Origin of the sequence: Kineococcus indalonis, assembly GCF_009906395.1 — a bacterium.
GTDB lineage: Bacteria > Actinomycetota > Actinomycetes > Actinomycetales > Kineococcaceae > Kineococcus > Kineococcus indalonis.
The window spans coordinates 1-22,904 of the sequence record NZ_JAAALM010000014.1 but is presented as its reverse complement, the minus strand read 5'-3'; the positions used below and the strand labels follow the sequence as shown (position 1 = coordinate 22,904).

Genomic DNA, 22,904 nt, shown 5'->3' with positions numbered 1-22,904 from the left:
CCATGGGTCCGTCCGACCTGAACCCCACGATCCCCCGGCCGACCGCCGCGCCCGCCGCCGCGAACCCCGTCCGCCGCGTCGCCGCCGCCAGCCTCATCGGCACGACGATCGAGTTCTACGACTTCTACGTCTACGCGACGGCCGCCGCGATCGTCTTCCCCGAGCTGTTCTTCCCGTCCGACAACCCCACGGCCTCGCTGCTCGGCTCGCTGGCCTCCTTCGCGATCGCCTTCGTCGCCCGGCCCATCGGCTCGGTCGTCTTCGGCCACTTCGGCGACCGGATCGGGCGCAAGACCACCCTCGTGGCCGCCCTGCTCGTCATGGGCGTGTCCACCACGCTCATCGGCGTGCTGCCCACCCACGCCGTCGCCGGCAACCTCGCCACCGCGCTGCTGTGCCTGCTGCGCTTCGGCCAGGGCTTCGGCCTGGGCGGGGAGTGGGGCGGCGCCGCCCTGCTGGCCACCGAGAACGCCCCCGCGAACCGCCGCGCCCTCTACGGCATGTTCCCCCAGCTCGGCGCGCCCTTCGGCTTCATCATCGCCAACACCCTCTTCATCGCCCTGTCCTTCGGCATGAGCGACGAGGCCTTCGCCTCCTGGGGCTGGCGGGTGCCGTTCCTGCTGAGCGCCGTGCTCGTGGGCGTGGGCCTGTACGTGCGCCTGAGCCTGACCGAGACGCCCGTCTTCGCCAAGGCGCTGGCCGAGGACCGCACCGCCAGGGTGCCCGTCGCCGAGGTCTTCCGCCGCAGCTGGAAGGTCGTCGTGCTCGGCGCCCTGTCCGTGGTGCTGACCTACGTGCTCTTCTACCTGACCACCACCTGGTCGCTGAGCTACGGCACCAAGGGCCTGGGCTACGAGCGCCACACCTTCCTGCTCATGCTGTGCGGCGCCGTCGTCTTCATGGCGTTGGCCACCCCGCTGTCCGGGGTGCTCGCCGACCGCTACGGCCGCCGGCCCGTGCTCGCCACCGCCATGGTCGGCGGCGGCGTCGTGGGCCTGCTCACCGGCCCGATGCTGGGCTCGGGCAGCACCGCGCTGGTCATGCTGTGGCTGTGCGCCGGCCTGTTCTTCATGGGCCTGGTCTTCGGGCCCATCGGCGCCTACCTGCCCGAGCTGTTCCCCACCGCCGTGCGCTACACCGGCGCCTCGCTGGCGTTCAACTCCGGCAGCATCCTGGGCGCCTCCCTGGCCCCCTACACGGCCGTGAAGCTGCAGGCCGCGCACGGCGTCAGCTGGGTCGGGTACTACCTCGCCGCGGCCGCCGTCGTCAGCCTCCTGGCGCTGCTGGCGCTGCGCGAGACCCGCACCTCCAGCATCGACGGCTGAGCGCACCCGCCCGCCGCACCACCGGCCCGGTCCCCGTCACGGGGACCGGGCCGGTCCGCGTTACCCTGCGGTGGCCCCGCCACGACGGCGGCGGGGCGCGGCAGACGAGGGGGACCGTGGTGGCTGTCGGCTCGGGAGCCGCGTACCGGGCGCTGTACCGGACGCTCCTGACGAGGATCGACCCCGAGGTCGCCCACCACTGGGCGTTCAGCGCGATGCGCGCGGCGGCCAGGGTCCCCCCCGCCGTGCCCGTTCTGCGTCGCGCCTTCGTCGAGCACGACCCCCGCCTGCGCACCCGCGCCCTGGGCATGGACCTGCCCGGCCCGCTCGGCCTGGCCGCCGGCTTCGACAAGGACGGCGCCGGGGTGGAGGCCCTGGCCCACTTCGGGTTCTCCTTCGTCGAGGTGGGCACCGTCACCGCCCTGCCGCAGCCGGGCAACCCCAAGCCGCGCCTGCACCGCCTCGTCGACGACCGCGCCGTGGTCAACCGCATGGGCTTCAACAACTCCGGCGCCGAGGCCGTCGCGCGCCGGCTGCGCCAGCTGCGCGCGGTGCCCCCGCGCCACCCGGTCGCCGTGGGCGTCAACATCGGCAAGAGCAAGGTCGTCGCCGAGGAGGACGCCGCGGCCGACTACGCCACCTCCGCCCGGCTGCTGGCCCCCTACGCCGACTACCTCGTGGTCAACGTCAGCTCCCCGAACACCCCCGGCCTGCGCGCCCTGCAGGCGGTCGACAAGCTGCGCCCCGTGCTCGACGCCGTGCGCACCGCCGGCGACGCCGCCGCCCACCGGCACGTGCCGCTGCTGGTGAAGATCGCCCCCGACCTCGGCGACGACGACGTCGACGCCGTCGCCGACCTGGCCCTGGAGCTCGGCCTCGAGGGGGTCGTCGCCACCAACACCACCACCGGCCGCGAGGGCCTGCGCTCGCACCCCGACGCCGTCGCCGCCGCCGGCGGCGGCGGGCTGTCCGGCGCCCCGCTGCGCGAGCGCTCCGTGCAGGTGCTGCGCCAGCTCTCCGCCCGCGCCGGCGACCGGCTCACCCTGGTCAGCGTCGGCGGCGTGGAGACCGCCGACGACGTGCGCGAGCGCCTGGAGGCCGGCGCCTCCCTCGTGCAGGCCTACACCGCGTTCATCTACGAGGGCCCCGGCTGGGCCCGGCGGGTGCTCACCGACCTGGCCGCCTCCCGCTCGCGCCGCGAGAGCGACAGGAGCGCCCCCGGGCACCGCTGACCCGTCAGGGACCGGGCACCGCCGGCCGCCCCCCTCGAGTTGTGGCCCGGCCCGTCAGCGGCGACGGTCGGGGGAGTTGCCCGTGCGCGAGCCCGTTCGCGCTCCCCCCAGGCGAGGAGCCCCATGACCGACGTCGCTCAGCGCCGCCCCGGCGGCGCCGACGGACCCGAGCCCTCCGGCCGCGGGGCGCCCGGCCCCGACCCCGCCCGCTGGCGCGCCCTCGGCGTGTGCCTGGCCGTGGGGTTCATGACCCTGCTGGACGTCTCCATCGTCAACGTGGCGCTGCCGTCCATCGAGTCCTCGCTGGGTGCCGGGCCCTCCCAGGTGCAGTGGATCGTCGCCGGCTACGCCCTGGCCTTCGGCCTGGTGCTCGTGCCCGCCGGCCGCTTCGGCGACCTGTACTCCCGGCGCACGATCTTCGTGGTCGGCCTGGCCGGGTTCGTCCTGACCAGCGCCGCCGCGGGCCTCGTGCAGTCCGCCACCGCGCTGGCGCTCGTGCGGCTGCTGCAGGGCGTGACCGCCGGGCTGGTCAACCCGCAGGTCCTCGCCTTCATCCAGCAGCTGTTCACCGGCGCCGAGCGCGGGCGCGCCTTCGCCGCCTTCGGCACCACCGTGGGGCTGTCCACCGCGATCGGCCCCCTGCTGGGCGGGGTGATCCTGCAGGTCTTCGGCGAGGACCACGGCTGGCGCGGGGTGTTCCTCATCAACGTGCCCATCGGCGTGGTCCTGCTGCCGCTGGCGTGGCGCTGGCTGCCCGCGCAGCGGCGCTCGCAGCAGCGCCGCCCCGGCTTCGACGTGCCCGGCCTGCTGCTGCTGGCCGCCGCCGTGCTGCTGCTCATGCTGCCGTTCGTGCTCACCAGCGCCTCCTCCGCGCGCTGGTGGCTGCTCGCCCCCGGCCTGGCGCTGCTCGTCGCGTTCGCCCTGTGGGAGCGGCGCCAGGACCGCCTGGACCGCAACCCCGTCATCGCCGTGAGCCTGGTGCGCACCCCGTCGTTCACCACGGGCGCGCTCATCGGCGTGGCCTACTTCGCCGGCTTCACCGGCATCTTCCTCGTCGTGACGCTCTACCTGCAGTCCGGGCTCGGCTTCTCCCCGCTCCAGGCCGGGCTGGTGCAGACGCCCTTCGCCCTGGCCTCGGCCGTGCTGGCCCAGGTCGGCGGCCGGCAGGTCGCCGGGCGCGGGCGCGCCGTCGTCGTCGTCGGCCTGGTCGTCGCCGCGCTCGGGCTGACCGCGGCCGACGTCGTCACCGCCGTGGTGCAGGGCACCGCCGGTGCCGTCGCCCTGGCCGCGTGCCTGGCCGTCACCGGCGTCGGCAGCGGCCTGGTCATCTCGCCCAACCAGACCCTCACCCTGGCCGACGTCCCGCGCGAGACCTCCGGCGTGGCCGGGGGGGCGCTGCAGACCGGTCAGCGCATCGGCTCGGCGATGGGCGTGGCCGCCGTCACGGCCGTCTTCTACTCGGTGCTGGCCGGCGCGGGCCTGAGCGGGCAGCGGCCCGCCGGGGCCGGCGGCGAGGTGCCCGAGCAGGTGCAGACCGCCTTCGGCGAGGCCCTCTCGGGCGGGTTGCGGGTCTCGCTGGGGCTCGTCGTGGCCGCGCTGCTGCTGGCCCTGCTCGACCTGCGCCGGCGCCGCTCCTCCTGAGGGGCCCGGCCGCGGGCCGCGCCGCCGTCGGCTAGCGTCGCAGCGGTGAGGGCGACGCAGTGGACCTGGACCTTCGAGGACGCCGAGGGGCGCACCCTGGAGGACGGCGGCGAGGTGTTCCCGACGCAGTCGGACGCCGAGGTCTGGATCGGGGAGAGCTGGCGCGCCCTGCGCGAGCGCGGCGCGGAGTCCGCCCACCTCTTCGCCGACGGCGCGCGCGTCTACGGCCCGCTCAGCCTGCGCCCCGCCGACTGAGCGGGGCGCGGGCTGAGCGGGCCGTCGGCTGAGCGGGCCGCGGGCGGCGCCGGTGCCGCCCGCGGCCCGGCGCGTCAGGAGGGGCGGCCGGCCGGCGCGTTGCGCGCCGTCATGCCCGGGTCGCGCTCGACGACGTCGCCGAGCACCTCGTCCACGCGCGCCATCAGCTCCGGCGGGATCACCACGCCGGCCGCCTTCACGTTCTCGGTGACCTGCTCCGGGCGCGAGGCGCCGATGATCGCGGTGGCCACGTTGTCGTTCTGCAGCACCCACGCCACCGCCAGCTGCGACATGGACAGGTCCAGCTCGGCCGCCACGCCGCGCAGCTTCTGCACCCGCTCCAGCACCTCGTCGCGCATCCAGCGGCTGATCATCTGGCGGCCGCCCTTGTCGTCCGTGGCGCGGCTGCCCGCCGGCGGCTCGGCGCCGGGGCGGTACTTGCCGGTCAGCACGCCCTGGGCGATGGGCGACCACACCACCTGCGACACGCCCAGCTCGCGGCTGGCGGGCACGACCTCGCCCTCGATGACGCGCCACAGCGCGGAGTACTGCGGCTGGTTGGAGACCAGCTGGAAGCCCAGCTGGCGCGCCAGGGCGTGCCCGGCGCGGATCTGCTCCGCCGTCCACTCGCTGACGCCGACGTACAGGGCCTTGCCGGAGCGCACGACGTCGGCGAACGCCTGCATCGTCTCCTCCAGCGGCGTGGCCGTGTCGTAGCGGTGCGCCTGGTAGACGTCGACGTGGTCGGTGCCCAGCCGCCGCAGCGAGCCCTCGATCGACTCCGCGACGTGCTTGCGCGACAGGCCGGAGTCGTTGGGGCCCTTGGGACCGGTGGGGAAGTAGACCTTCGTCATGATCTCGAGGCTCTCGCGGCGCTCGCCCTTCAGCGCCTGCCCGAGGACCGTCTCGGCGGCCGTGTTGGCGTAGACGTCGGCGGTGTCGAACGTCGTGATCCCGGCGTCCAGGGCGGCGCGCACGCAGGCGATCGCGGCGTCGTTCTCGACCTGCGAGCCGTGGGTGAGCCAGTTGCCGTAGGTGATCTCCGAGATCTTGAGACCGCTGCGACCGAGGTGTCGGAACTCCATGGGCGCGACGGTAGGGCCTCGGGCCCGGCGCCGCCCGGTGTCCGGGCCGGTGCGTCGGGCCCGCGCCGGGCGCCGGCTCGCCTCAGCGCGGCTGCGCGCCCCGCTCCACCATGGGCACCGGGCGGCGCATGCGGCGGATCTGCAGCGCGCGGGTCACCCCGTAGGACACCAGGCCGCGCTCGGGCTCCTCGAAGCGCGCGGCCAGGGCGCGCTTGACGCGCCGGCCCAGCAGCACGCTGTCCACGACGACGAGCGCGAGCATGCCGTAGATGAGGACGGTGGTGCCCAGCAGCAGCGCCGCCGAGCCGATCGGCTGGGCGAGCATGGACAGCACCAGGGAGGCGCCGGCGATGATGAGGAAGTACTCGCCCACGTTGCGCCGGGCGTCCACGACGTCGCGCACGAAGCGGCGCTGCGGGCCGCGGTCGCGCGCCGGCAGGTAGCGCTCGTCGCCGGTGACCAGCGCCTGCTGCACCTTCAGCCGCTCCTGGCGCTGCGCCTCGCGCGCCGCCTTCGCGGCGGCCTTGCGGTCCGCGGGCACCAGGGGGCGGGCGTTGCGGGCCTGCGCCTCGCTGCGCCGCGGCGTGGGGCGGCCCTTGCCGCCGGGCTTCGTCAGCTCGAGGGCGGCGGTGGCGGGGGCCTCGGCGGCCTGCTTCTCCTTCGAGCGTCCGAACACGCCGCCAGGGTACGGCAGCCGGGACCGCCCCGGCGCCGCCCTCGCCGCGCGCGGTAGCGTCCCGGGGCGTGAGCCAGGACACCACGACCCTGCCCGCTCCGGGCCCGGAGCGCACCGCGGCGCTGCGCGCCGCCTGCGCCGCCGGCGCCGCCGCGGCCCGCGCCGACCTCGAGGCGCTGGTGCGCGTGCCCAGCGTCTCCGCACCCGCCTTCGACCAGGCGCACGTCGCCGCCAGCGCCGAGGCCGTCGCCGCGCTGCTGCGCGCCGCGGGGCTGCCGCAGGTGGAGGTGCGCACGGCCGAGGCGCTCGTGGACGGCGCCGCGCGGCGCAGCGCCCCGGCGGTCGTCGCCCGCCGCCCCGCGCCCGCCGGCCGGCCCACCGTGCTGCTCTACGCCCACCACGACGTGCAGCCCCCGGGGCCGCCGGAGCAGTGGACCAGCCCCGCCTTCGAGCCCACCGAGCGCGACGGGCGCCTGTACGGGCGCGGCACCGCCGACGACAAGGCCGGCGTCGTGGTGCACCTCAACGCCCTGCGCACCCTGCTGCCGCTGTGGGGGCCCGACGACGGCGTCGGCGTGACCGTCTTCGTCGAGGGGGAGGAGGAGGTCGGCTCGCCGGCCTTCGGCGCCTTCCTCGCCCAGCACCGCGCCGACCTGGCCGCCGACGTCATCGTCGTGGCCGACTCCGCCAACTGGCGGGTGGGCGTGCCCGCGATCACCACGACGCTGCGGGGCCTGGTGGACTGCCGGGTCACCGTCTCGGTGCTCAGCCACCCGGTGCACTCCGGCGTCAACGGCGGTCCCGTGCTCGACGCCCTGACGTGCCTGGCGCGCCTGGTGGCCACCCTGCACGACGAGGCCGGCGACGTGGCCGTCAAGGGCCTCCTGGCCGGCTCCGCGGGCGGGGTGGGCCTCACCGAGGAGCAGTACCGCGCCGACGCCGGCGTCCTGGACGGCGTGCGCCTGGCCGGCACCGGCTCGGTGGCCGACCGGCTGTGGGCCAAGCCGGCCCTGTCGGTCGTCGGCGTCGACGCCACCCCCGTGGACACCGCCAGCAACACCCTGGTGCCCTCCGCGCGCGCCAAGCTCAGCCTGCGCCTGGCGCCGGGGCAGGACCCCCGCGCGGCGATGACCGCGCTGCGCCGCCACCTGCTCGCCCACGCCCCCTTCGGCGCGCGCGTGGAGGTGGAGGAGGGGGAGTCCGGCAGCTCCTTCTCCGCCGACACCTCCTCCCCGGCGCACGAGGTGGCCCGCGCCGCCTTCGAGGAGGCCTACGGCGCGCCGGTCGTGGAGATGGGCATGGGCGGGTCCATCCCCTTCATCGCCGACCTCGTCGCCGAGCACCCCGGCGCCTCGATCCTGGTCACGGGCGTGGAGGACCCCGACTCGCGCGCCCACGGCCCCGACGAGTCGCTGCACCTGGCGGACTTCGAGCGCGCCTGCCTGGGCGAGGTGCTGCTGCTGGACGGCCTGGCCGGCGTGCCGGCCCCGGTGACCGGCGCCGCGGGAGCGGCGGCGCGGCCGTAACCTGGAGCCGGGAACAACCGCGCCGCCCCGGCGGTTGGCCCGGACAGCGTCCCCAGTCGACGAGTGGAACCGGAGACCCGCCTCATGACCACGACGACCGCCGCAGAAGAGCAGACCCGCGCCCACGGCGTGGAGCTCACCGACGTCGCCGCCACCAAGGTCCGCACCCTGCTGGAGCAGGAGGGCCGCGACGACCTGCGCCTGCGCATCGCCGTGCAGCCCGGCGGCTGCTCGGGCCTGATCTACCAGCTGTACTTCGACGAGCGCGAGCTGGACGGGGACGCCGTGCGCGACTTCGACGGCGTGGGCGTCGTCGTCGACAAGATGAGCGCCCCGTACCTGGACGGCGCCACCATCGACTTCGCCGACACGATCGAGAAGCAGGGCTTCACGATCGACAACCCCAACGCGGGCAGCAGCTGCGCCTGCGGCGACTCGTTCTCCTGACGGGTCCGCGCACCCCGACGGCCCCCGCGCTCCGCTGACCGCCAGGGACGTCCCGACGGCCCCCGCGCCCCCCGGTGCGGGGGCCGCTCGCGTGTGGGCGGCGCCGCTGCCGTCCGCGCCCGCCGGGCCCCCGCGCCGCCACCCCGGCCGCGCGCGCTTCGCCTTCGAGCGCCTCGCCCCGCGGCGGGGGGAGGACCTGGTGGCCGCCGGCGGGGACCTGTCCCCGGCGACCCTGCTGGCCGCCTACGCGCGCGGGCTGTTCCCCATGGGGCTGGGCGGCGGCGGGCGCGGGCCGCTGGGCTGGTGGTCCCCGGACCCGCGCGGGGTGCTGCTGCCCGAGCGGGTGCACGTCTCGCGCTCGCTGCGCCGCGCGCTGCGCGGCTTCGAGGTGCGCGTGGACACCGCCTTCGACGACGTCGTGGCCGGCTGCGCCGACCCCTCCCGGCCCGGGGCGTGGATCACCGGCGAGGTCGCGGCCGCCTACGGGGAGCTGCACCGCCTGGGGTGGGCCCACTCCGTGGAGGTGTGGTCCGGCGGCGAGCTGGCGGGGGGCCTGTACGGCGTGGCGCTGGGCGGGCTGTTCGCCGCGGAGTCCAAGTTCCACCGCGAGCGCGACGCCTCCAAGGCGGCCGTGGTGGCGCTGGCCGACCTGCTGCTGGCCGACGGCGCGCGGGGCCGGCTGGTGGACGTGCAGTGGCGCACGGAGCACCTGGCCACCCTCGGGGTGGAGGAGGTCGACCGCCCCCGCTACCACCGCCTGCTGAGCGCGGCGCTGGCCCTGCCCGTGCCCGCCGTGTTCGCGGCGCGCCCCGACCCGCCCCACAGCTACGACGGGGGGTAGTCTCATCACCCGTAGGGACGCCCCTGCCCACGACCCTCACACCGCGGGCACCGGACGTCCCCGTCTCTGCACGAACCGTGGGAAGGCCGACGTTGGGCACGCGAGACTCGGACGCGACGCGTCGTCGCCGTCCCCCCAAGGCGCTGGGCGCCGGCGTCCTCGCCGGGGCGACGGCGTTGCTGCTGACGGGCTGCTCCGCCGCCGACTGGCCGGACGCGAGCGCGAGCAACTTCTTCCTGCCGGACGACAGCATCGGCGCCACGAACCAGACCGAGCGCATCTCCGAGCTCTGGGACGGCTCGTGGATCGCCGCGCTGGCCGTGGGCCTGCTCGTCTGGGGGCTGACGGTGTGGGTCGTGGTGGCGTACCGCCGCCGCAAGGGCGACCCCGAGCTGCCGGCGCAGACGCGCTACAACATGCCGATCGAGATCCTCTACACCATCGTCCCCGTGATGATGGTCGGGGTCCTCTTCTACTACACGGCCCGTGACCAGGAAGCGATCCTGAACACGACCGGCACGCCCGACGTCACCATCGACGTCGTGGGCAAGAAGTGGGGCTGGGACTTCAACTACCTGGACCAGTCCGGCCAGCCGATCGCCTACGAGGCCGGTCGCCAGGCGGACCTGACCGGCCAGCCCGGGGTGGAGGAGCAGCTGCCCACCCTGTACCTGCCGGTGGACCAGAACGTGCAGTTCAACCTCTACGCCCGCGACGTCAACCACTCGTTCTGGATCCCGGCCTTCCTGTTCAAGCAGGACATGATCCCGGGCAGCCCGAACCGCTTCCAGGTCACCCCCTCCAAGGAGGGCCTGTACAAGGGCAAGTGCGCCGAGCTCTGCGGCGACTACCACTCGGAGATGCTCTTCAACGTCCGCGTCGTGTCGCAGGCCGAGTACGAGCAGCACATCCGCGACCTCGAGGCCGAGGGGCAGACGGGCGGCATGCCGACCGGTCTGGCCGGGGCGCTCGAGAGCGACCTCGGTGGCGGCGCCGACCCCGCCGGCGACGAGTCCAGCCAGGGGGAGAACAGCTGATGGCCACTGAGAGCTTCAACGCACCGGGCGTGGCGTCCCGGGTCACCACGCGCCAGCCCCTGGGGGCTGTGGTGCCCCGGCGCAGCGGGTCGGTCATCTCGGGCTGGCTGTCCAGCACCGACCACAAGGTGATCGGCAACCTCTACTTCATCACCGCCTTCCTGTGGTTCCTCATCGGCGGTGTCCTGGCCCTGCTCATCCGCGCCGAGCTCTTCGCGCCGGGCATGCAGGTCTTCAACACCAAGAACGAGTACAACCAGGCGTTCACGATGCACGGCACGATCATGCTGCTGCTCTTCGCGACGCCGCTGTTCTCCGCCTTCGCCAACGCGATCATGCCGCTGCAGATCGGCGCCCCCGACGTCGCCTTCCCGCGGCTAAACATGCTCTCGTACTGGCTGTTCCTCTTCGGCGGCCTGATCGCCGCGGCCGGCTTCCTGGTGCCCGGCGGCGCCGCGGCCTTCGGCTGGTTCGCCTACGCGCCGCTGTCGGACGTGGTCCACTCACCGGGCCTGGGCGGCAACCTGTGGGTGATGGGCCTGGCGCTGTCCGGCTTCGGCACCATCCTCGGCGCGGTCAACTTCATCACCACCATCCTGTGCATGCGCATGCCCGGCATGACCATGTTCCGGATGCCGATCTTCACCTGGAACACCCTGATCACCAGCGTGCTGATCCTCATGGCGTTCCCGGTGCTGGCCGCCGCGCTGCTGGCCCTGGCCGCCGACCGCGTCCTCAACGCCCACGTCTTCGAGGCCGCCAACGGCGGGCCGATCCTGTGGCAGCACCTCTTCTGGTTCTTCGGGCACCCCGAGGTGTACATCATCGCGCTGCCGTTCTTCGGCATCGTGACCGAGATCTTCCCGGTCTTCAGCCGCAAGCCGGTCTTCGGCTACAAGGGCCTGGTCTTCGCGACCATCTCCATCGCCGGCCTCTCGGTGACGGTGTGGGCGCACCACATGTACGTCACCGGCAAGGTGCTGCTGCCCTTCTTCGCCTTCATGACGATGCTGATCGCCGTGCCCACGGGCGTGAAGTTCTTCAACTGGCTGGGCACCATGTGGCGCGGGTCGCTGACCTTCGACACCCCGCTGCTGTGGAGCATCGGCTTCCTGGTGACCTTCCTCTTCGGCGGCCTGACCGGCGTGATCCTGGCCTCGCCCCCGCTGGACTTCCAGCTGTCGGACTCCTACTTCGTGGTGGCGCACTTCCACTACGTGGTCTTCGGCACCGTCGTCTTCGCGATGTTCGCCGGCTTCCACTTCTGGTGGCCGAAGTTCACCGGCAAGATGCTCCACGAGGGCTGGGGCAAGGTGCACTTCTGGATGCTGTTCGTCGGCTTCCACACCACCTTCCTCATCCAGCACTGGCTGGGCGCGGCCGGCATGCCGCGCCGCTACGCGGACTACCTGCCCGGTGAGGGCTTCCAGAGCATGAACGAGATCTCCACGATCGGCTCGTTCCTGCTGGGCGCCTCCTTCCTGCCCTTCCTGTGGAACGTTTACCGCACCGCCCGCTACGGCGAGAAGGTCACCGTGGACGACCCGTGGGGCTACGGCATGTCCCTGGAGTGGGCGACCTCCTGCCCGCCGCCGCGGCACAACTTCACCTCGCTGCCGCGCGTGCGCTCGGAGCGCCCGGCGTTCGACCTGCACCACCCGGAGGCCATCGGCCGCGACACGCCGACCGACGGGCGCAGCAAGAACATCCTCGACCACGCCCTGGGCGAGGCCGACCTGTCCCACCGCGAAGAAGACCTGGGGAAGCGCTGACCGATGAAGCCCGAGACCTGGCTGTTCTCCGGCGGGATCCTCTTCTTCCTGCCCGTCGCCTTCGTGTACGGCCTGCTCACCCAGTGGGACGAGTGGGTCGGGTTCATCGCCCTGCTGCTCACCGGCGGGCTGGCGGTGCTCATCGGCACCTACCTGTTCATCACGGCCCGGCGCATCGACTCCCGGCCCGAGGACGACCTGCGTGCCGACATCACCGAGGGTGCGGGGGAGCAGGGCTTCTTCCCGCCCTTCAGCTGGTGGCCGCTGTACCTGGCCGGCGCCGGTGCGATCGCCTTCGCCGGTGTGGCCGTGGGCTGGTGGCTGTGGATCATCGGCATGGCCTTCACCGTGCCGATCATCGTGGGCTGGGTGTTCGAGCACTACGCGGGTGAGCACGCCCACTGAGCGACGCCCGCTGAGCGACGCCTCCACGAAGGGCCCCGCACCCACCGGGTGCGGGGCCCTTCGTCGTCCCGCGCCGCCCGACCCCCCCGCAGCCACCCCTCCGGGCAGTGGCGCGGATCACCACCCGCGGCGTGCAACGCGCCGGGTCTGCGCGACGTCACTCCCGCAGGAGCGCCGGGGTGAGACGATGACCGGCGGGGGAAGACGATCGGGCCGCTCGCGCGGCCCTGGGGGGAAGCCGCAGTGAGCACGTCGCACCACCGCGCCCGTGTCTGGGTGCCCGCAGCACTCGCGCTGGCCACGACCACGGCGCTGACGGCCTGCGGGCCCGCCGGCACCGCCGACAGCGGGGCCCGGGGGAGCAGCCGGGCCTCCGCGACCGCCTCCACGGCGCCCGTCGCGTTCACCGTGACCCCCGCCGAGGCCAGTGCCGACGTCCGGCTCGACGCCCCCGTCACGGTCGCCGTCAGCGGCGGCCGCCTCGGCGAGGTCACCGTCAGCGCCCCCGACGGCACGACCGTGCCCGGGGGCGTCGACGCCGCCACCGGCACCTGGACCAGCACGGGCCCGCTGGCCGCCGGCACCCGCTACGCCGTGCACGCCGTCGCCACCGACGGCGGGGGCCGAGCGGTGGTCCACGACAGCGCCCTGACCACGCTGACGCCCGCGGTGACGGCCTTCCCGGCCGTCTCCCCGCTCAGCGGCTCCACCGTGGGCGTGGGCATGCCGATCGTGGTGACCCTGGACGAGCCGGTCGCCGACGACCGCCGCGCCGCCGTCGAGCAGAACCTGCGCGTCACCACCCGGCCGAGCGCCGTGGAGGGCGCCTGGAGCTGGCAGTCGGACACCGAGGTCGAGTTCCGCCCCCGGGAGTACTGGCCGGCGCAGACCGCTGTGCACCTCGACCTCGACCTCGGTGGGGTCGAGGTCTCGCCCGGCGTGTGGGGCAAGACCCGCGACATCGACTTCACCGTGGGCAGCGCCGTGGTGAGCACCGTCGACGTCGCCGCCCACACCCTGACCGTCACCCGTGACGGGCAGGTGCTGCGCACCATCCCCGTCACGCTGGGCCAGTCCGGGGCGGGCGGGCGGTACGTCACCCGCAGCGGCACCAAGGTCATCATGAGCCTGGAGGAGTCCCGGCAGATGGACGCCGAGACCACCGGCGTCAGCAAGGACGACCCGGACTACTACAACGTCGCTGTGAAGTACGCGATGCGCGTGACGAACTCCGGGGAGTTCCTGCACGCCGCTCCGTGGTCGGTCGGCTCCCAGGGCCGGGCCAACGTCAGCCACGGCTGCACGGGCATGAGCACCGAGGACGCGCGCTGGATGTTCGAGCACTCCAAGGTCGGTGACGTCGTCACCTACGTGGGCAGCGAGCGCGCCCTGGAGGACGGCAACGGCTTCACCGCCTGGAACACCGACTGGGACGAGTGGAAGGCCGGCTCGGCCCTGGCCTGAAGGCCCGGCACGAACGAGCGGCAGGAACGACCGGCGCGAGGCGTCAGCGGGCCCGGTGGGGAAGACCCACCGGGCCCGCTCGCGTCGGGGGGCCGGGGCCGCGTGGCCCGAGGAGGGTCGGTCGCGGTCCAGGAAGGCGAGCGCGGTCGCGGCGAACAGCGGGGAGGAGGCGAGGTCGTAGTGCGTCAGGCCGGGCAGGATGGCGAGGGCGTGGCCACCTGCGGGGCGCCCCTCACCGCCCCAGCCGCCGTCGCGCCGGCCGCCGCCGAGCAGCCCGAACACCTCGACGAAGTGGCTGGGCGGGGCATGTCCGCGTCGGCAGCCACGACCAGCGTCGGCACGGCGAGCCGGCGGACGTCCTCGGTGACGTCGAAGTCCTGTGCCAGCGCCGCGGTGGACGGTGACCGACGCGGCGACCAGGCGGCGCACCCTGGTGGGGTGCCGGATCGCCACCTGCAGCGCCACCGTGCCGCCCAGGGAGTACCCGGCCACGTCCGCCTCGCCCAGGCCGAGGTGGTCGATGAGCGCGGCGACGTCGTCGGCCATGAGCCGCACGTCCAGGGGCCGGTCGACGTCCGCGGTGCGGCCGTGTCCCTGCAGGTCCACCAGGACCCCCTGGTGGTCCGCGGTGAACGCGGGCAGCAGCGGGGCGAACACCTCCCCGGACGCCAGCCCGCCGTGCAGCAGGACCAGTGGGCGCCCGCTGCCGTGCGTCTCGAAGTACAGGTGGACGCCGTTGACGTCGGCGTGTGGACCGGCGTCGCGCCGCGGACTCACCGCAGAGCTCGCCCCCGCCACCGCGCCGCGGGTGCGGAGCCCCCGGCCGGGCACGACGAAGGCCCCGGGCAGGTGCCCGGGGCCTTCGTCGTGCGGTGTCGCAGCCGGTGCGGCGTCAGCCGCGGGAGGTCTGCGCCGTGGAGATCGAGGGGCTCTGCTGCTGCTCCTCGATGGAGGCGTGCTCCTGGCTGCCGATCTCCGTGTGGTGCTCGTGGTGCGCTTCCGCCAGCTCGGCGGGCGTCACCGGCTCCACCCGGTCCTCGAAGAAGAACTTCGACAGGCGGCGCTGGACCTTGCCGTACAGGCTGTCCGGGTTGCCGGCGTCGACGCGGTCCTCGATCTCCATCGGGCGGTGCACGTCGTGCTGCACCAGGACCCAGCGCTCCGTGTCGGTCAGGGGGGCGTGGACCTCGATGAACTCACCGTGCGGCAGGCGCACGATGCGGCCCGTCTCGCGGCCGTGCAGGGCCTTCTCGCGGTCCTTGCGCTGCAGCCCGAGGCAGATGCGCTTGGTGATGACGAAGGCCAGGGCCGGCAGGACGAACACCGCCACGCGCAGGCTGCGGGTGATGTCGTTGATCGACAGACCCATCATGTGGGCGATGATGTCGTTGCCGCCGGAGATGAACAGCAGCACGTAGAACGTCAGCGCCATCACACCCAGACCCGTGCGGGTCGGGGCGTTGCGCGGGCGGTCGAGCAGGTGGTGCTCGCGGCGGTCGCCGGTCGCGGCCTGCTCGATCCACGGGTACAGGGACCCGGCCACCACCACGAACAGGATCAGCGCGGTGGTGGGGATGAAGATGTTCATCGAGAACGTGAAGCCGAACAGGGTGAACTCGAACCAGCCCGGCGTCAGGCGCACCGCGCCGTCCAGCCAGCCCATGTACCAGTCGGGCTGCGAGCCCGCCGTCACCGGCGAGGGGTCGTAGGCGCCGTAGGCCCAGATCGGGTTGATCGAGAACAGGCCCGCGATGAGGGCGATGACGCCGAAGACGATGAAGAAGAAGCCGCCGGCCTTCGCCATGTACACCGGGAAGAGCGGGAAGCCGACGACGTTGTCCTCGGTCCGGCCCGGGCCGGGGTACTGGGTGTGCTTGTGGATCACGACCAGCGCCAGGTGCACCACGATCAGCCCCAGCATCACCGCCGGCAGCAGCAGGATGTGGATCGTGAAGAAGCGCGGGATGAAGTCCTCGCCGGGGAAGGCCCCGCCGAAGAGGAAGTAGCTGATGTAGCTGCCGACCACGGGCACCGCCAGGATGATCGCCTGGGCGATGCGGATGCCGGTGCCGGAGAGCAGGTCGTCGGGCAGCGAGTAGCCGGTGAAGCCCTCGAAGACCGCCAGCAGCGCCAGGACCAGGCCGATGACCCAGTTGATCTCGCGGGGCTTGCGGAACGCGCCCGTGAAGAACACGCGGATCATGTGGACGATCGTGGCCGCCACGAAGATCAGCGCGGCCCAGTGGTGGACCTGGCGGATCAGCAGGCCGCCGCGCACGTCGAAGGAGATGCGCAGGGAGGAGGCGTACGCCTCGGACACGTGCTGGCCGGCCAGCGGCGCGTACATGCCCGTGTAGGTCGTCTCCGCCGCGCTGGGCTCGTAGAAGAACGTCAGGAACGTCCCCGTGAGCAGCAGGATGACGAAGCTGTAGAGGGTGATCTCACCCAGCATGAACGACCAGTGGTCGGGGAAGATCTTCCGAGCGAAGCCGTTGACGACCTTGCTCGCGCCGACGGTGTCGTCGGCGAAGTTGCCGACACCGCCGGCGACCTTGTCGATGGTGCTCATCCGCGCTCCCAGAAGCTGGGGCCCACGGCTTCGTGGAAGCCGCTGCTCGCCACGAGGTAACCCTCGTCATCCACCCGGATGGGCAGCTGGGGGAGGGCTCGCTTGGCGGGGCCGAAGATCACCTTGCAGTCCTGCGTCAGGTCGAACGTCGACTGGTGGCAGGGGCACAGCAGGTGGTGGGTCTGCTGTTCGTAGAGGGCCACGGGGCAGCCCATGTGCGTGCAGATCTTGGAGTAGGCGACGGTGCCGTCCACGCCCCACTCCGCCTGCTTCTCGGTCAGCTGGCTCTCGTCGAGCCGCATGATGAGGACCGCGGCCTCGGCCTTCTCGTTGAGGACGTGCTCCGCCTCCTCGATGCCCTCGGGCATGACGTGCACGACCGAGCCGAGCTGGACGTCGGCCGCGCGGATGCGCCCGCCCTCGGGGTCCTTGATGAGGTACGTGCCCTCGCGCCACATGGTGGTGGAGAGGTCGTTGCCCGGCAGGGGGCCGGTGTCGCGGAAGAAGAAGACCGCCGGCAGCGGGAAGAGGGCCAGGGCCCCGATGAGGGTGTTGCGGATCAGGGGGCGGCGGCCCAGGCCCGCCTCGGCGGCGCCCTCCTTGAGGATGGCCACCGCCTCCTCGCGCTCGGCGGTGGTGCCGCGCTGGCGGTGGCGGTAGTCGATGCGCTCGTCGTCGGGCATGAGGGTCTTCGCCCAGTGCACCGCGCCGACGCCCAGGGCGAAGAGCGAGAGGAACATGCACAGGCCGATGGCCTTCGTCGACGCGCTGATGCGGTCGAAGCTGCCGTCGTACTTGATGCCGATGATCGACACGATGATGCCGATCGAGCCCAGGATCGACAGGATCAGCAGGATCGCCACCTGCCGCTCCGCCCGCTTGGCGGCCTGGGGGTCGACGTCGCCCAGGCGGTGCTTGTGCGGGGGAAGACCCGGGTTCTCGAAGCGCTCGGGCACCGCGCCCGCGGGCTTCGCCAGGGCCGTGGACCCCGTGCCGTGCGCCTCGCCGGCGCGCTCGATCTCGCTCATGCTCCCTGCCCGTCCGTGCGGGGCTGCGCCCCGTGCTCGATGTCGCTCATGCTCCCCACCCGCTGCCCGCGGGCCCCGGCGCGCCTCACGAGGACTTCATCCCCAGCCACACCGAGCAGCCGATGAGCAGGCCGATGCCCGCGATCCAGGCGAACAGGCCCTCGCTCACCGGGCCGACCGAGCCCAGGGTCAGCCCGCCCGGGTCCGGGCGCTTCTCCTCCTGGGTCAGCCACGCGATGATCGCGGTCTTGTCCTCGGGGCTGATGGTGTTGTTGTTGAAGACCGGCATGGACTGCGGGCCGGTCACCATCGCCTCGTAGATGTGCTTGCCGGACACGCCGGTCAGGTCCGGGGCGTACTTGCCGGCGGTCAGGGCGCCGCCCTTGCCGGCGAAGTTGTGGCACATGGCGCAGTTGGTGCGGAAGATCGAGGCGCCGCGGGCCAGCTGCTCGTCGCTGACGCCGGAGACGTCCAGCTCCTCGTCGGTCGGCACGGCCGGCCCCGGGGCCAGGGAGGCGATGTAGGCGCCCATCTGGTCGATCTGCTGCTGCGAGAAGCGGATCTTGCTGACCTCCGGCGCCTGCGCGGCGGACTGGGCCAGCGGCATGCGCCCGGTGCCGACCTGGAAGTCGACGGAGGCGGCCCCGACGCCGATGAGGGACGGGCCGGCGCCGCTGCCGTCGACCACGTTGCCGCCCTGGGCGTCCAGCCCGTGGCAGGTGGCGCAGTTGGCGAGGAACAGCTTCTTGCCGGCCTCGATGTCGTCGGCGGACGCCGTCGTCGTGGAGGCCTCCGCCGAGCGCGGTGCCAGCGCGGCGTACAGGCCGCCGACGAGGAGGAGCGCCAACGCGATCAGCACGACGACGGCCAGCGGGTGGCGCCGTCGGGCGCTGAGTGCGGTGAGGGTCCTGGTCACGGTCGTGGTGCTCGCTTCCGTCGGTGCTTTCGCGTGCGGTGGGGGGTCGTCTGCTGGGTCACTGGAGGATGTAGATGACCGTGAACAGGCCGATCCACACCACGTCGACGAAGTGCCAGTAGTACGAGACGACGATCGCGCTCGTGGCCTCCTGGTGGCCGAAGCGCTTCGCGGCGAAGGACCGGCCGATCACCATGAGGAAGGCCACCAGCCCGCCCAGGACGTGGATGCCGTGGAAGCCGGTGGTCAGGATGAACACCGAGCCGTAGGCGTTGGACGCGATCGTCAGGCCCTCGACGGCCAGCTCCGCGTACTCGTAGACCTGCCCGGCGACGAAGATCCCGCCGAAGAGGTAGGTCAGGACGAACCACTCCTGCATGCCCCAGGTCCCGACCTGCCACAGCCGGCCGCGACGCCGCGGCTGGAAGCGCTCGGCGGCGAAGACGCCGAACTGGCACCAGAACGACGAGATCACCAGGATCGTCGTGTTCACGCTCGAGAAGGGCACGTTCAGCATCTCCGGCCCGGTCTCCCACAGGGGGGCGGCGACCGAGCGGATCGTGAAGTACATGGCGAACAGGCCGGCGAAGAACATGAGCTCGCTCGCGAGCCACACGATCACGCCCACCGAGACCATGTTCGGCCGGTTCACCGAGCCGTGCGCGGGACTCGGGGTACTGCTCTGGACAGCCTGTGCACTCGCCACGTCAGCCATCATGCCCCACCCCCCCGACGTCGTGCCGCCCGGCCCACCGACATCGTGTCGTAGATCTCGTCCGCGTCCGTCCGGGTGGTGTTCCCGCCGGTGCGTGCAGACCTCGTGCACGGCCCGTGCACGAGCCGCGGACAGGGCGTGCGGGAGCGGCGGCGGCCGCCGCGGGGCGGCGGTCAGTAGGGTGCGCTCGCAGCCCGACCGACCCGCCGCACCCACCGGGGACCCCATGACCCTCCCGCAGGCCAGCGCGCCCTCCGGCGCACCCGCTCCCGACGGCGTGCGGGCCGCGCCGACCTGGCCGCACCTGCTGGGCGAGCTCATCGCCGGGCGGGACCTCAGCGCCGCCGACACCGCGTGGGCCATGGACCGCGTCATGCGCGGGGAGGCGGGCGACGTCGCGCTGGCCGGCTTCCTCGTCGCGCTGCGCGCCAAGGGCGAGACCAGCGCCGAGCTGACCGGCCTGGCCGACGCGATGCTCGCGCACGCGGTGCCGCTGCGGGTGCCCGGGCCCACGGTCGACCTCGTCGGCACCGGCGGCGACCAGGCGCACACCGTCAACATCTCCACGATGGCCGCGCTCGTCCTCGCCGGCGCCGGGCACCGCGTCGTCAAGCACGGCAACCGGGCCTCGTCCTCCTCCTCCGGCTCCGCCGACGTGCTGGAGGCGCTGGGCGTGGACCTCGACCTGCCGCCGGCGCGGGTGGGGGCGCTCGCGGAGGAGGTCGGCATCACCTTCTGCTTCGCCAAGGTCTTCCACCCCGCCTTCCGGCACGCCGCCGGCGCGCGCACCGGCCTGGGCGTGCCGACCGCCTTCAACGTCCTCGGGCCGCTGACCAACCCCGCCCGCCCCGACGCCACCGCGATCGGCGTCGCCGACGCCCGCATGGCGCCCCTGGTCGCCGGCGTCCTGGCCGCCCGGGGCACCGCCGCCCTGGTCTTCCGCAGCGACAACGGCCTCGACGAGCTGACGACCACCGCCCCGGCCCGCGTCTGGGCGGTCTCGCACGGGCGGGTCGCGGAGACGGTCGTCGACGCCGTCGCCGACCTCGGCATGGCCCCGGCCGCCCTGGCGGACCTGCGCGGCGCCGACGCCCGCCACAACGCGCAGGTCGCCCGTGACCTGCTCGCCGGGGCGCGCGGGCCCGTGCGCGACGCCGTCGTGCTCAACGCCGCCGCCGCCATGGTGGCCGCCGGGCTGCGCGCGCCCGTCCCGGCCCCGCAGGACGCGGCCGAGGGCCTGGCGGCGCACCTGGCCGAGGGGGTGCGCCGCGCGCAGGAGGCGCTGGACTCCGGCCGGGCGGCGCGGGTGCTGCAGCTGTGGGTGGCCGCCACCCGCGCCTGAGCGGCGCGGGCGGCCGCGCCGGTCGGTCCGGGCGGGCCGGGCGGCTCAGTCGAGCCCGAGGTCGAACGCGCTCTCGAGGTCGTGGCGCGAGTACGCCCGGAAGGCGATGTTCGTCGTGGTGCCCGTGATGCCCTCCACGCGGCTGATCCCGCCGGCGATGACGTCGGCGAGCTCCTCGTGGCGGCGCACCCGCACCAGGGCGACGAGGTCGACCTCGCCGGTGACGGAGTACACCTCCGACACGCCGGCCAGGTCGGCCAGCGCCTCGGCGATCTCCGGGATGCGCCGGCCGTCGGTGCGCACGTTGACGATGGCGGTGATCACCCGGGCAGCCTAGGGCGCCGTGCCCGCGGTGCCCAGCCGGTGCCGCGCCCAGCCGGCGCCGCGCACCGGCAGCGCCCACGGCGGCGCGCCGGGGTCCAGCGAGACCAGCCGCACCCCCGGCTGCTCCAGCCACGTCAGCAGCGCGTCGGTCTCCTCCACCAGCAGCCCCGGGCGGCCCGGGCCCGGGGGCGGCACCACCTCGCCCGTCGCGCGCAGCGCCTCCACGTGGGGCACCGGGTCCGCCCCGCGCGGGCTCAGGGTCGTGCCCGCCAGGCGCCCGTGGCGCACCAGCACCAGCTCCCAGCCGCCGTGCGGCCACCCCGGCTCCGGCGCGCAGCGGCGCGCGGCCACCAGCTCCGGGGCCTCGGCCACCGGCCGGCGGCGCTGGGCGCGCTCGGCGGTGCGCAGCAGCGCGTCCAGGCGGTCGCGCGCCTGCGCGGCCTCCTCGTAGCGCTCCCGCTCCGCCAGCGCCCGCATCCGCTGCCGCCCCGCCTCCAGCGCCGCGCCCGCGTCCTCGCGCAGCGAGGCGCGCACCTGCTCCACCACCAGCGCGTACGAGGCCGCGTCCTGCCCGCCGCGCCCCGGGCCCAGGCACGGCGCCCCGCAGCGGCCCAGCTCGGCCAGCACGCACGCGCCCGGGCCGTCCGCGCGCGGCACCCGCGGGATGCGGCGCGTGCAGCGCCGCAGCGGGTGCGCGTCGTGCAGCGCGGCCACCGCCAGCTCCGCCGTGCGCGCCGAGCGGAAGGGGCCGAGGTACTCCGCGCCGGCGTCGGCGTCCGCGCGCACCTGCTTCACCAGCGACAGCCGCGGCCACGCGTCGGCCGTCAGCTTCACCCACGTCGCCCGCTCCGGGTCCCGCGAGCGGCGGTTGTACGGCGGGTCGTGCTCGGCGATCAGCCGCAGCTCGCGCACCCGCGCCTCCAGCGGCGTGGCGCACACCACGGGCACCACCTCGACGGCGGCGCCGACCATCTCCGTCATGCGCGCGCGGGTCTCCGAGGCGGTGAAGTACTGCGCCACCCGCCGGCGCACGTCCACCGACGTGCCCACGTACAGCACCCGCCCGCGCCCGTCGCGGAAGAGGTACACCCCCGGCGCCGAGGGCAGCCCCAGCGCCAGGTGCTTCTTCGCCCTCCGCGCCGGCGGGGTCGCCGCGGTGAAGTCCTTGAGGTCCTCCAGGGTGCGCACGCCCCGGTTGCCCAGCCGGCCCAGCAGGGCGTGCAGCACGTCCACGGTGGCGCGCGCGTCGTGCAGGGCCCGGTGGTCCGGCGCCGTGCCGGCCCCCAGCAGCCGCGCCAGGGTGCCCAGCTTGTGGTCGCGCGCTTCGTCGCGGCCCACCAGGCGCCGGGCCAGCGCCAGGGTGTCGACGACCTCGTGGCGCGGTTCCTCCAGGCCCGCTCGCCGGCACGCCCCCGCCAGGAACGCGGTGTCGTAGCGGGCGTTGTGCGCCACGAGCACCGCCCCGCGGGCGAACTCCAGGAGGGCGGGCAGCACCGCGGCCGCCGGCGGGGCGGAGGCCACCATCGCCGGGGTGATGCCCGTGAGCACCTGCACGGCGGGCGGGATGGGGGAGTCCGGGCGCACCAGCGTCTGGAACTCCCCGAGCACCTCCCCGCCGCGCACCTTCACCGCGCCGACCTCGGTGATCCCCCCGTCCGCCGGCGCGCCGCCGGTCGTCTCCAGGTCGAGCACCACGAACGTCACCCCCGCCAGCGGGCGCCCCAGGTCGTCGAAGCTGGCCTGGCCGGGCGCGGGGGAGGCGGGGGACGAGCTGCGCACGGGCGAACGGTGCCACCCGGCGCCGACACCGCGGCGGTGCCGCGCCGAGGAGCCTCGAACCGGCGTTCGAGCGGGCGCCGCCGCGGTGTCGGAGGCGGCCCCTAGCGTGCGCCTGGCCGGTCGGGGACCGGCCGGGCCGCGCGGCCCGCGGCGGTCCAACGGTTCAGGAGGTGCCGGTGCTCATCGACTGCGACAGCTGCACTGCCCGCCCGGCGGCGTGCTCCGAGTGCGTCGTCTCCGTCCTGCTGGGCGATCCGGGCGCGCCCCGGCTGGACGCGGAGGAGCGCGACGCCGTGCAGGTCCTGGCCCGTTCCGGGCTCGTGCCGCCGCTGCGGCTGCAGCCCGGGGGCACCGACGGGCGCCGCGCCGGCTGACCGCCGGCGCGGCCCTGGCGCGCCGGGTGCGCCCGCCGCGCCGGGCGTACCCGGGTGCGACGATGCGTGCGTGGCGCGGGCGGGCTCGGTGCGGCGGCGCGCGCTGCTCCTGGGCGCCGCCGGTGCCGCCGCCGGTGCCGCCGCCGGGGGG

General features: G+C 74.4%; 21 protein-coding genes and 1 pseudogene. 13 read left to right on the top strand and 9 right to left on the bottom strand.

The genetic code is table 11. The annotated features are described in order from the left end of the window. Window positions 1-2 precede the first annotated feature (2 nt). The 4 genes from GTR00_RS01855 (at window position 3) to GTR00_RS01840 (ending at window position 4,453) form a co-directional block, all read left to right on the top strand. Entirely contained in the window at window positions 3-1,325 is a 1,323-nt protein-coding gene (locus tag GTR00_RS01855; RefSeq protein WP_166609954.1) for an MFS transporter, read from the top strand. Window positions 1,326-1,444: 119 nt separating this feature from the next. Further along, complete coding sequence (locus GTR00_RS01850) at window positions 1,445-2,557, top strand: quinone-dependent dihydroorotate dehydrogenase (protein WP_166609958.1); 1,113 nt, start codon at window positions 1,445-1,447, stop codon at window positions 2,555-2,557. A gap of 123 nt (window positions 2,558-2,680) precedes the next feature. Then, window positions 2,681-4,198: an MFS transporter gene (locus GTR00_RS01845; protein WP_240899193.1), complete on the top strand. Its 1,518-nt coding sequence runs from the start codon at window positions 2,681-2,683 to the stop codon at window positions 4,196-4,198. A gap of 45 nt (window positions 4,199-4,243) precedes the next feature. Beyond that, entirely contained in the window at window positions 4,244-4,453 is a 210-nt protein-coding gene (locus tag GTR00_RS01840; RefSeq protein ID WP_166609953.1) for a hypothetical protein, read from the top strand. A gap of 74 nt (window positions 4,454-4,527) precedes the next feature. Here the strand turns inward: GTR00_RS01840 and GTR00_RS01835 are convergent, their stop codons facing one another. Then, entirely contained in the window at window positions 4,528-5,538 is a 1,011-nt protein-coding gene (locus GTR00_RS01835) for an aldo/keto reductase family protein (protein ID WP_166609952.1), read from the bottom strand. An 82-nt stretch (window positions 5,539-5,620) separates the two neighbouring features. Further along, window positions 5,621-6,214 carry a DUF3043 domain-containing protein gene (locus tag GTR00_RS01830; protein WP_205704833.1) on the bottom strand — a complete coding sequence of 198 codons (594 nt, stop codon included), beginning with the start codon at window positions 6,212-6,214 and terminating at the stop codon, window positions 5,621-5,623. Window positions 6,215-6,282: 68 nt separating this feature from the next. On the opposite strand from GTR00_RS01830, the gene GTR00_RS01825 reads away from it, so the two are divergent. The 7 genes from GTR00_RS01825 to GTR00_RS01795 all read left to right on the top strand — a co-directional run bounded on the left by GTR00_RS01825 (window position 6,283) and on the right by GTR00_RS01795 (window position 13,706). Beyond that, window positions 6,283-7,740: a dipeptidase gene (locus GTR00_RS01825; protein ID WP_166609951.1), complete on the top strand. Its 1,458-nt coding sequence runs from the start codon at window positions 6,283-6,285 to the stop codon at window positions 7,738-7,740. Between the two features lie 84 nt (window positions 7,741-7,824). Then, on the top strand, window positions 7,825-8,187 hold the full coding sequence (locus GTR00_RS01820) for a HesB/IscA family protein (RefSeq protein WP_166609950.1): 363 nt from the start codon (window positions 7,825-7,827) through the stop codon (window positions 8,185-8,187). A gap of 91 nt (window positions 8,188-8,278) precedes the next feature. Beyond that, window positions 8,279-9,028, top strand: coding sequence for a leucyl/phenylalanyl-tRNA--protein transferase (aat, locus tag GTR00_RS01815; RefSeq protein ID WP_323132135.1), 750 nt, complete (start codon window positions 8,279-8,281; stop codon window positions 9,026-9,028). Window positions 9,029-9,120: 92 nt separating this feature from the next. Continuing rightward, on the top strand, window positions 9,121-10,065 hold the full coding sequence (gene ctaC, locus GTR00_RS01810) for an aa3-type cytochrome oxidase subunit II (protein ID WP_240899192.1): 945 nt from the start codon (window positions 9,121-9,123) through the stop codon (window positions 10,063-10,065). Then, complete coding sequence (gene ctaD / locus GTR00_RS01805; RefSeq protein ID WP_166609948.1) at window positions 10,065-11,837, top strand: aa3-type cytochrome oxidase subunit I; 1,773 nt, start codon at window positions 10,065-10,067, stop codon at window positions 11,835-11,837. The genes ctaC and ctaD overlap by 1 nt, the downstream gene beginning before the upstream one ends. Before the next feature lie 3 nt (window positions 11,838-11,840). Further along, window positions 11,841-12,242, top strand: coding sequence for a cytochrome c oxidase subunit 4 (locus tag GTR00_RS01800; protein WP_166609947.1), 402 nt, complete (start codon window positions 11,841-11,843; stop codon window positions 12,240-12,242). A gap of 276 nt (window positions 12,243-12,518) precedes the next feature. After that, complete coding sequence (locus GTR00_RS01795) at window positions 12,519-13,706, top strand: L,D-transpeptidase (RefSeq protein ID WP_166609946.1); 1,188 nt, start codon at window positions 12,519-12,521, stop codon at window positions 13,704-13,706. Between the two features lie 105 nt (window positions 13,707-13,811). On the opposite strand, the pseudogene GTR00_RS26160 reads toward GTR00_RS01795, so the two are convergent. The 5 genes and pseudogenes from GTR00_RS26160 to ctaE all read right to left on the bottom strand — a co-directional run. Then, window positions 13,812-14,432, bottom strand: a pseudogene (locus tag GTR00_RS26160) (alpha/beta fold hydrolase); the annotation flags it as partial. A 166-nt stretch (window positions 14,433-14,598) separates the two neighbouring features. Beyond that, window positions 14,599-16,275, bottom strand: a complete 1,677-nt coding sequence (qcrB, locus tag GTR00_RS01785) for a cytochrome bc1 complex cytochrome b subunit (RefSeq protein WP_166609945.1) — start codon at window positions 16,273-16,275, stop codon at window positions 14,599-14,601. After that, a complete protein-coding gene (qcrA, locus tag GTR00_RS01780) occupies window positions 16,272-17,303 on the bottom strand; it encodes a cytochrome bc1 complex Rieske iron-sulfur subunit (RefSeq protein WP_166609944.1) in 1,032 nt (343 codons plus the stop codon). Before qcrA ends, qcrB begins: the two co-directional genes overlap by 4 nt. Before the next feature lie 85 nt (window positions 17,304-17,388). Then, a complete protein-coding gene (qcrC, locus tag GTR00_RS01775; protein WP_166609943.1) occupies window positions 17,389-18,219 on the bottom strand; it encodes a cytochrome bc1 complex diheme cytochrome c subunit in 831 nt (276 codons plus the stop codon). Window positions 18,220-18,277: 58 nt separating this feature from the next. Next, complete coding sequence (gene ctaE / locus GTR00_RS01770) at window positions 18,278-18,937, bottom strand: aa3-type cytochrome oxidase subunit III (RefSeq protein ID WP_166609942.1); 660 nt, start codon at window positions 18,935-18,937, stop codon at window positions 18,278-18,280. Window positions 18,938-19,160: 223 nt separating this feature from the next. Here ctaE and trpD point away from each other — a divergent pair, with 223 nt between their 5' ends. Beyond that, a complete protein-coding gene (trpD, locus tag GTR00_RS01765) occupies window positions 19,161-20,276 on the top strand; it encodes an anthranilate phosphoribosyltransferase (RefSeq protein ID WP_205704831.1) in 1,116 nt (371 codons plus the stop codon). 45 nt (window positions 20,277-20,321) lie between these two features. Here trpD and GTR00_RS01760 read toward each other — a convergent pair whose 3' ends face one another. Both GTR00_RS01760 and GTR00_RS01755 read right to left on the bottom strand, forming a co-directional pair. After that, window positions 20,322-20,600 (bottom strand): Lrp/AsnC family transcriptional regulator, encoded by a 279-nt coding sequence (locus GTR00_RS01760; protein WP_166609940.1) that lies wholly within the window; start codon window positions 20,598-20,600, stop codon window positions 20,322-20,324. 9 nt (window positions 20,601-20,609) lie between these two features. Then, window positions 20,610-22,379 carry a DEDD exonuclease domain-containing protein gene (locus GTR00_RS01755; protein WP_166609939.1) on the bottom strand — a complete coding sequence of 590 codons (1,770 nt, stop codon included), beginning with the start codon at window positions 22,377-22,379 and terminating at the stop codon, window positions 20,610-20,612. A gap of 176 nt (window positions 22,380-22,555) precedes the next feature. Here GTR00_RS01755 and GTR00_RS01750 point away from each other — a divergent pair, with 176 nt between their 5' ends. Beyond that, complete coding sequence (locus GTR00_RS01750; RefSeq protein ID WP_166609938.1) at window positions 22,556-22,753, top strand: hypothetical protein; 198 nt, start codon at window positions 22,556-22,558, stop codon at window positions 22,751-22,753. Window positions 22,754-22,904 lie beyond the last annotated feature (151 nt).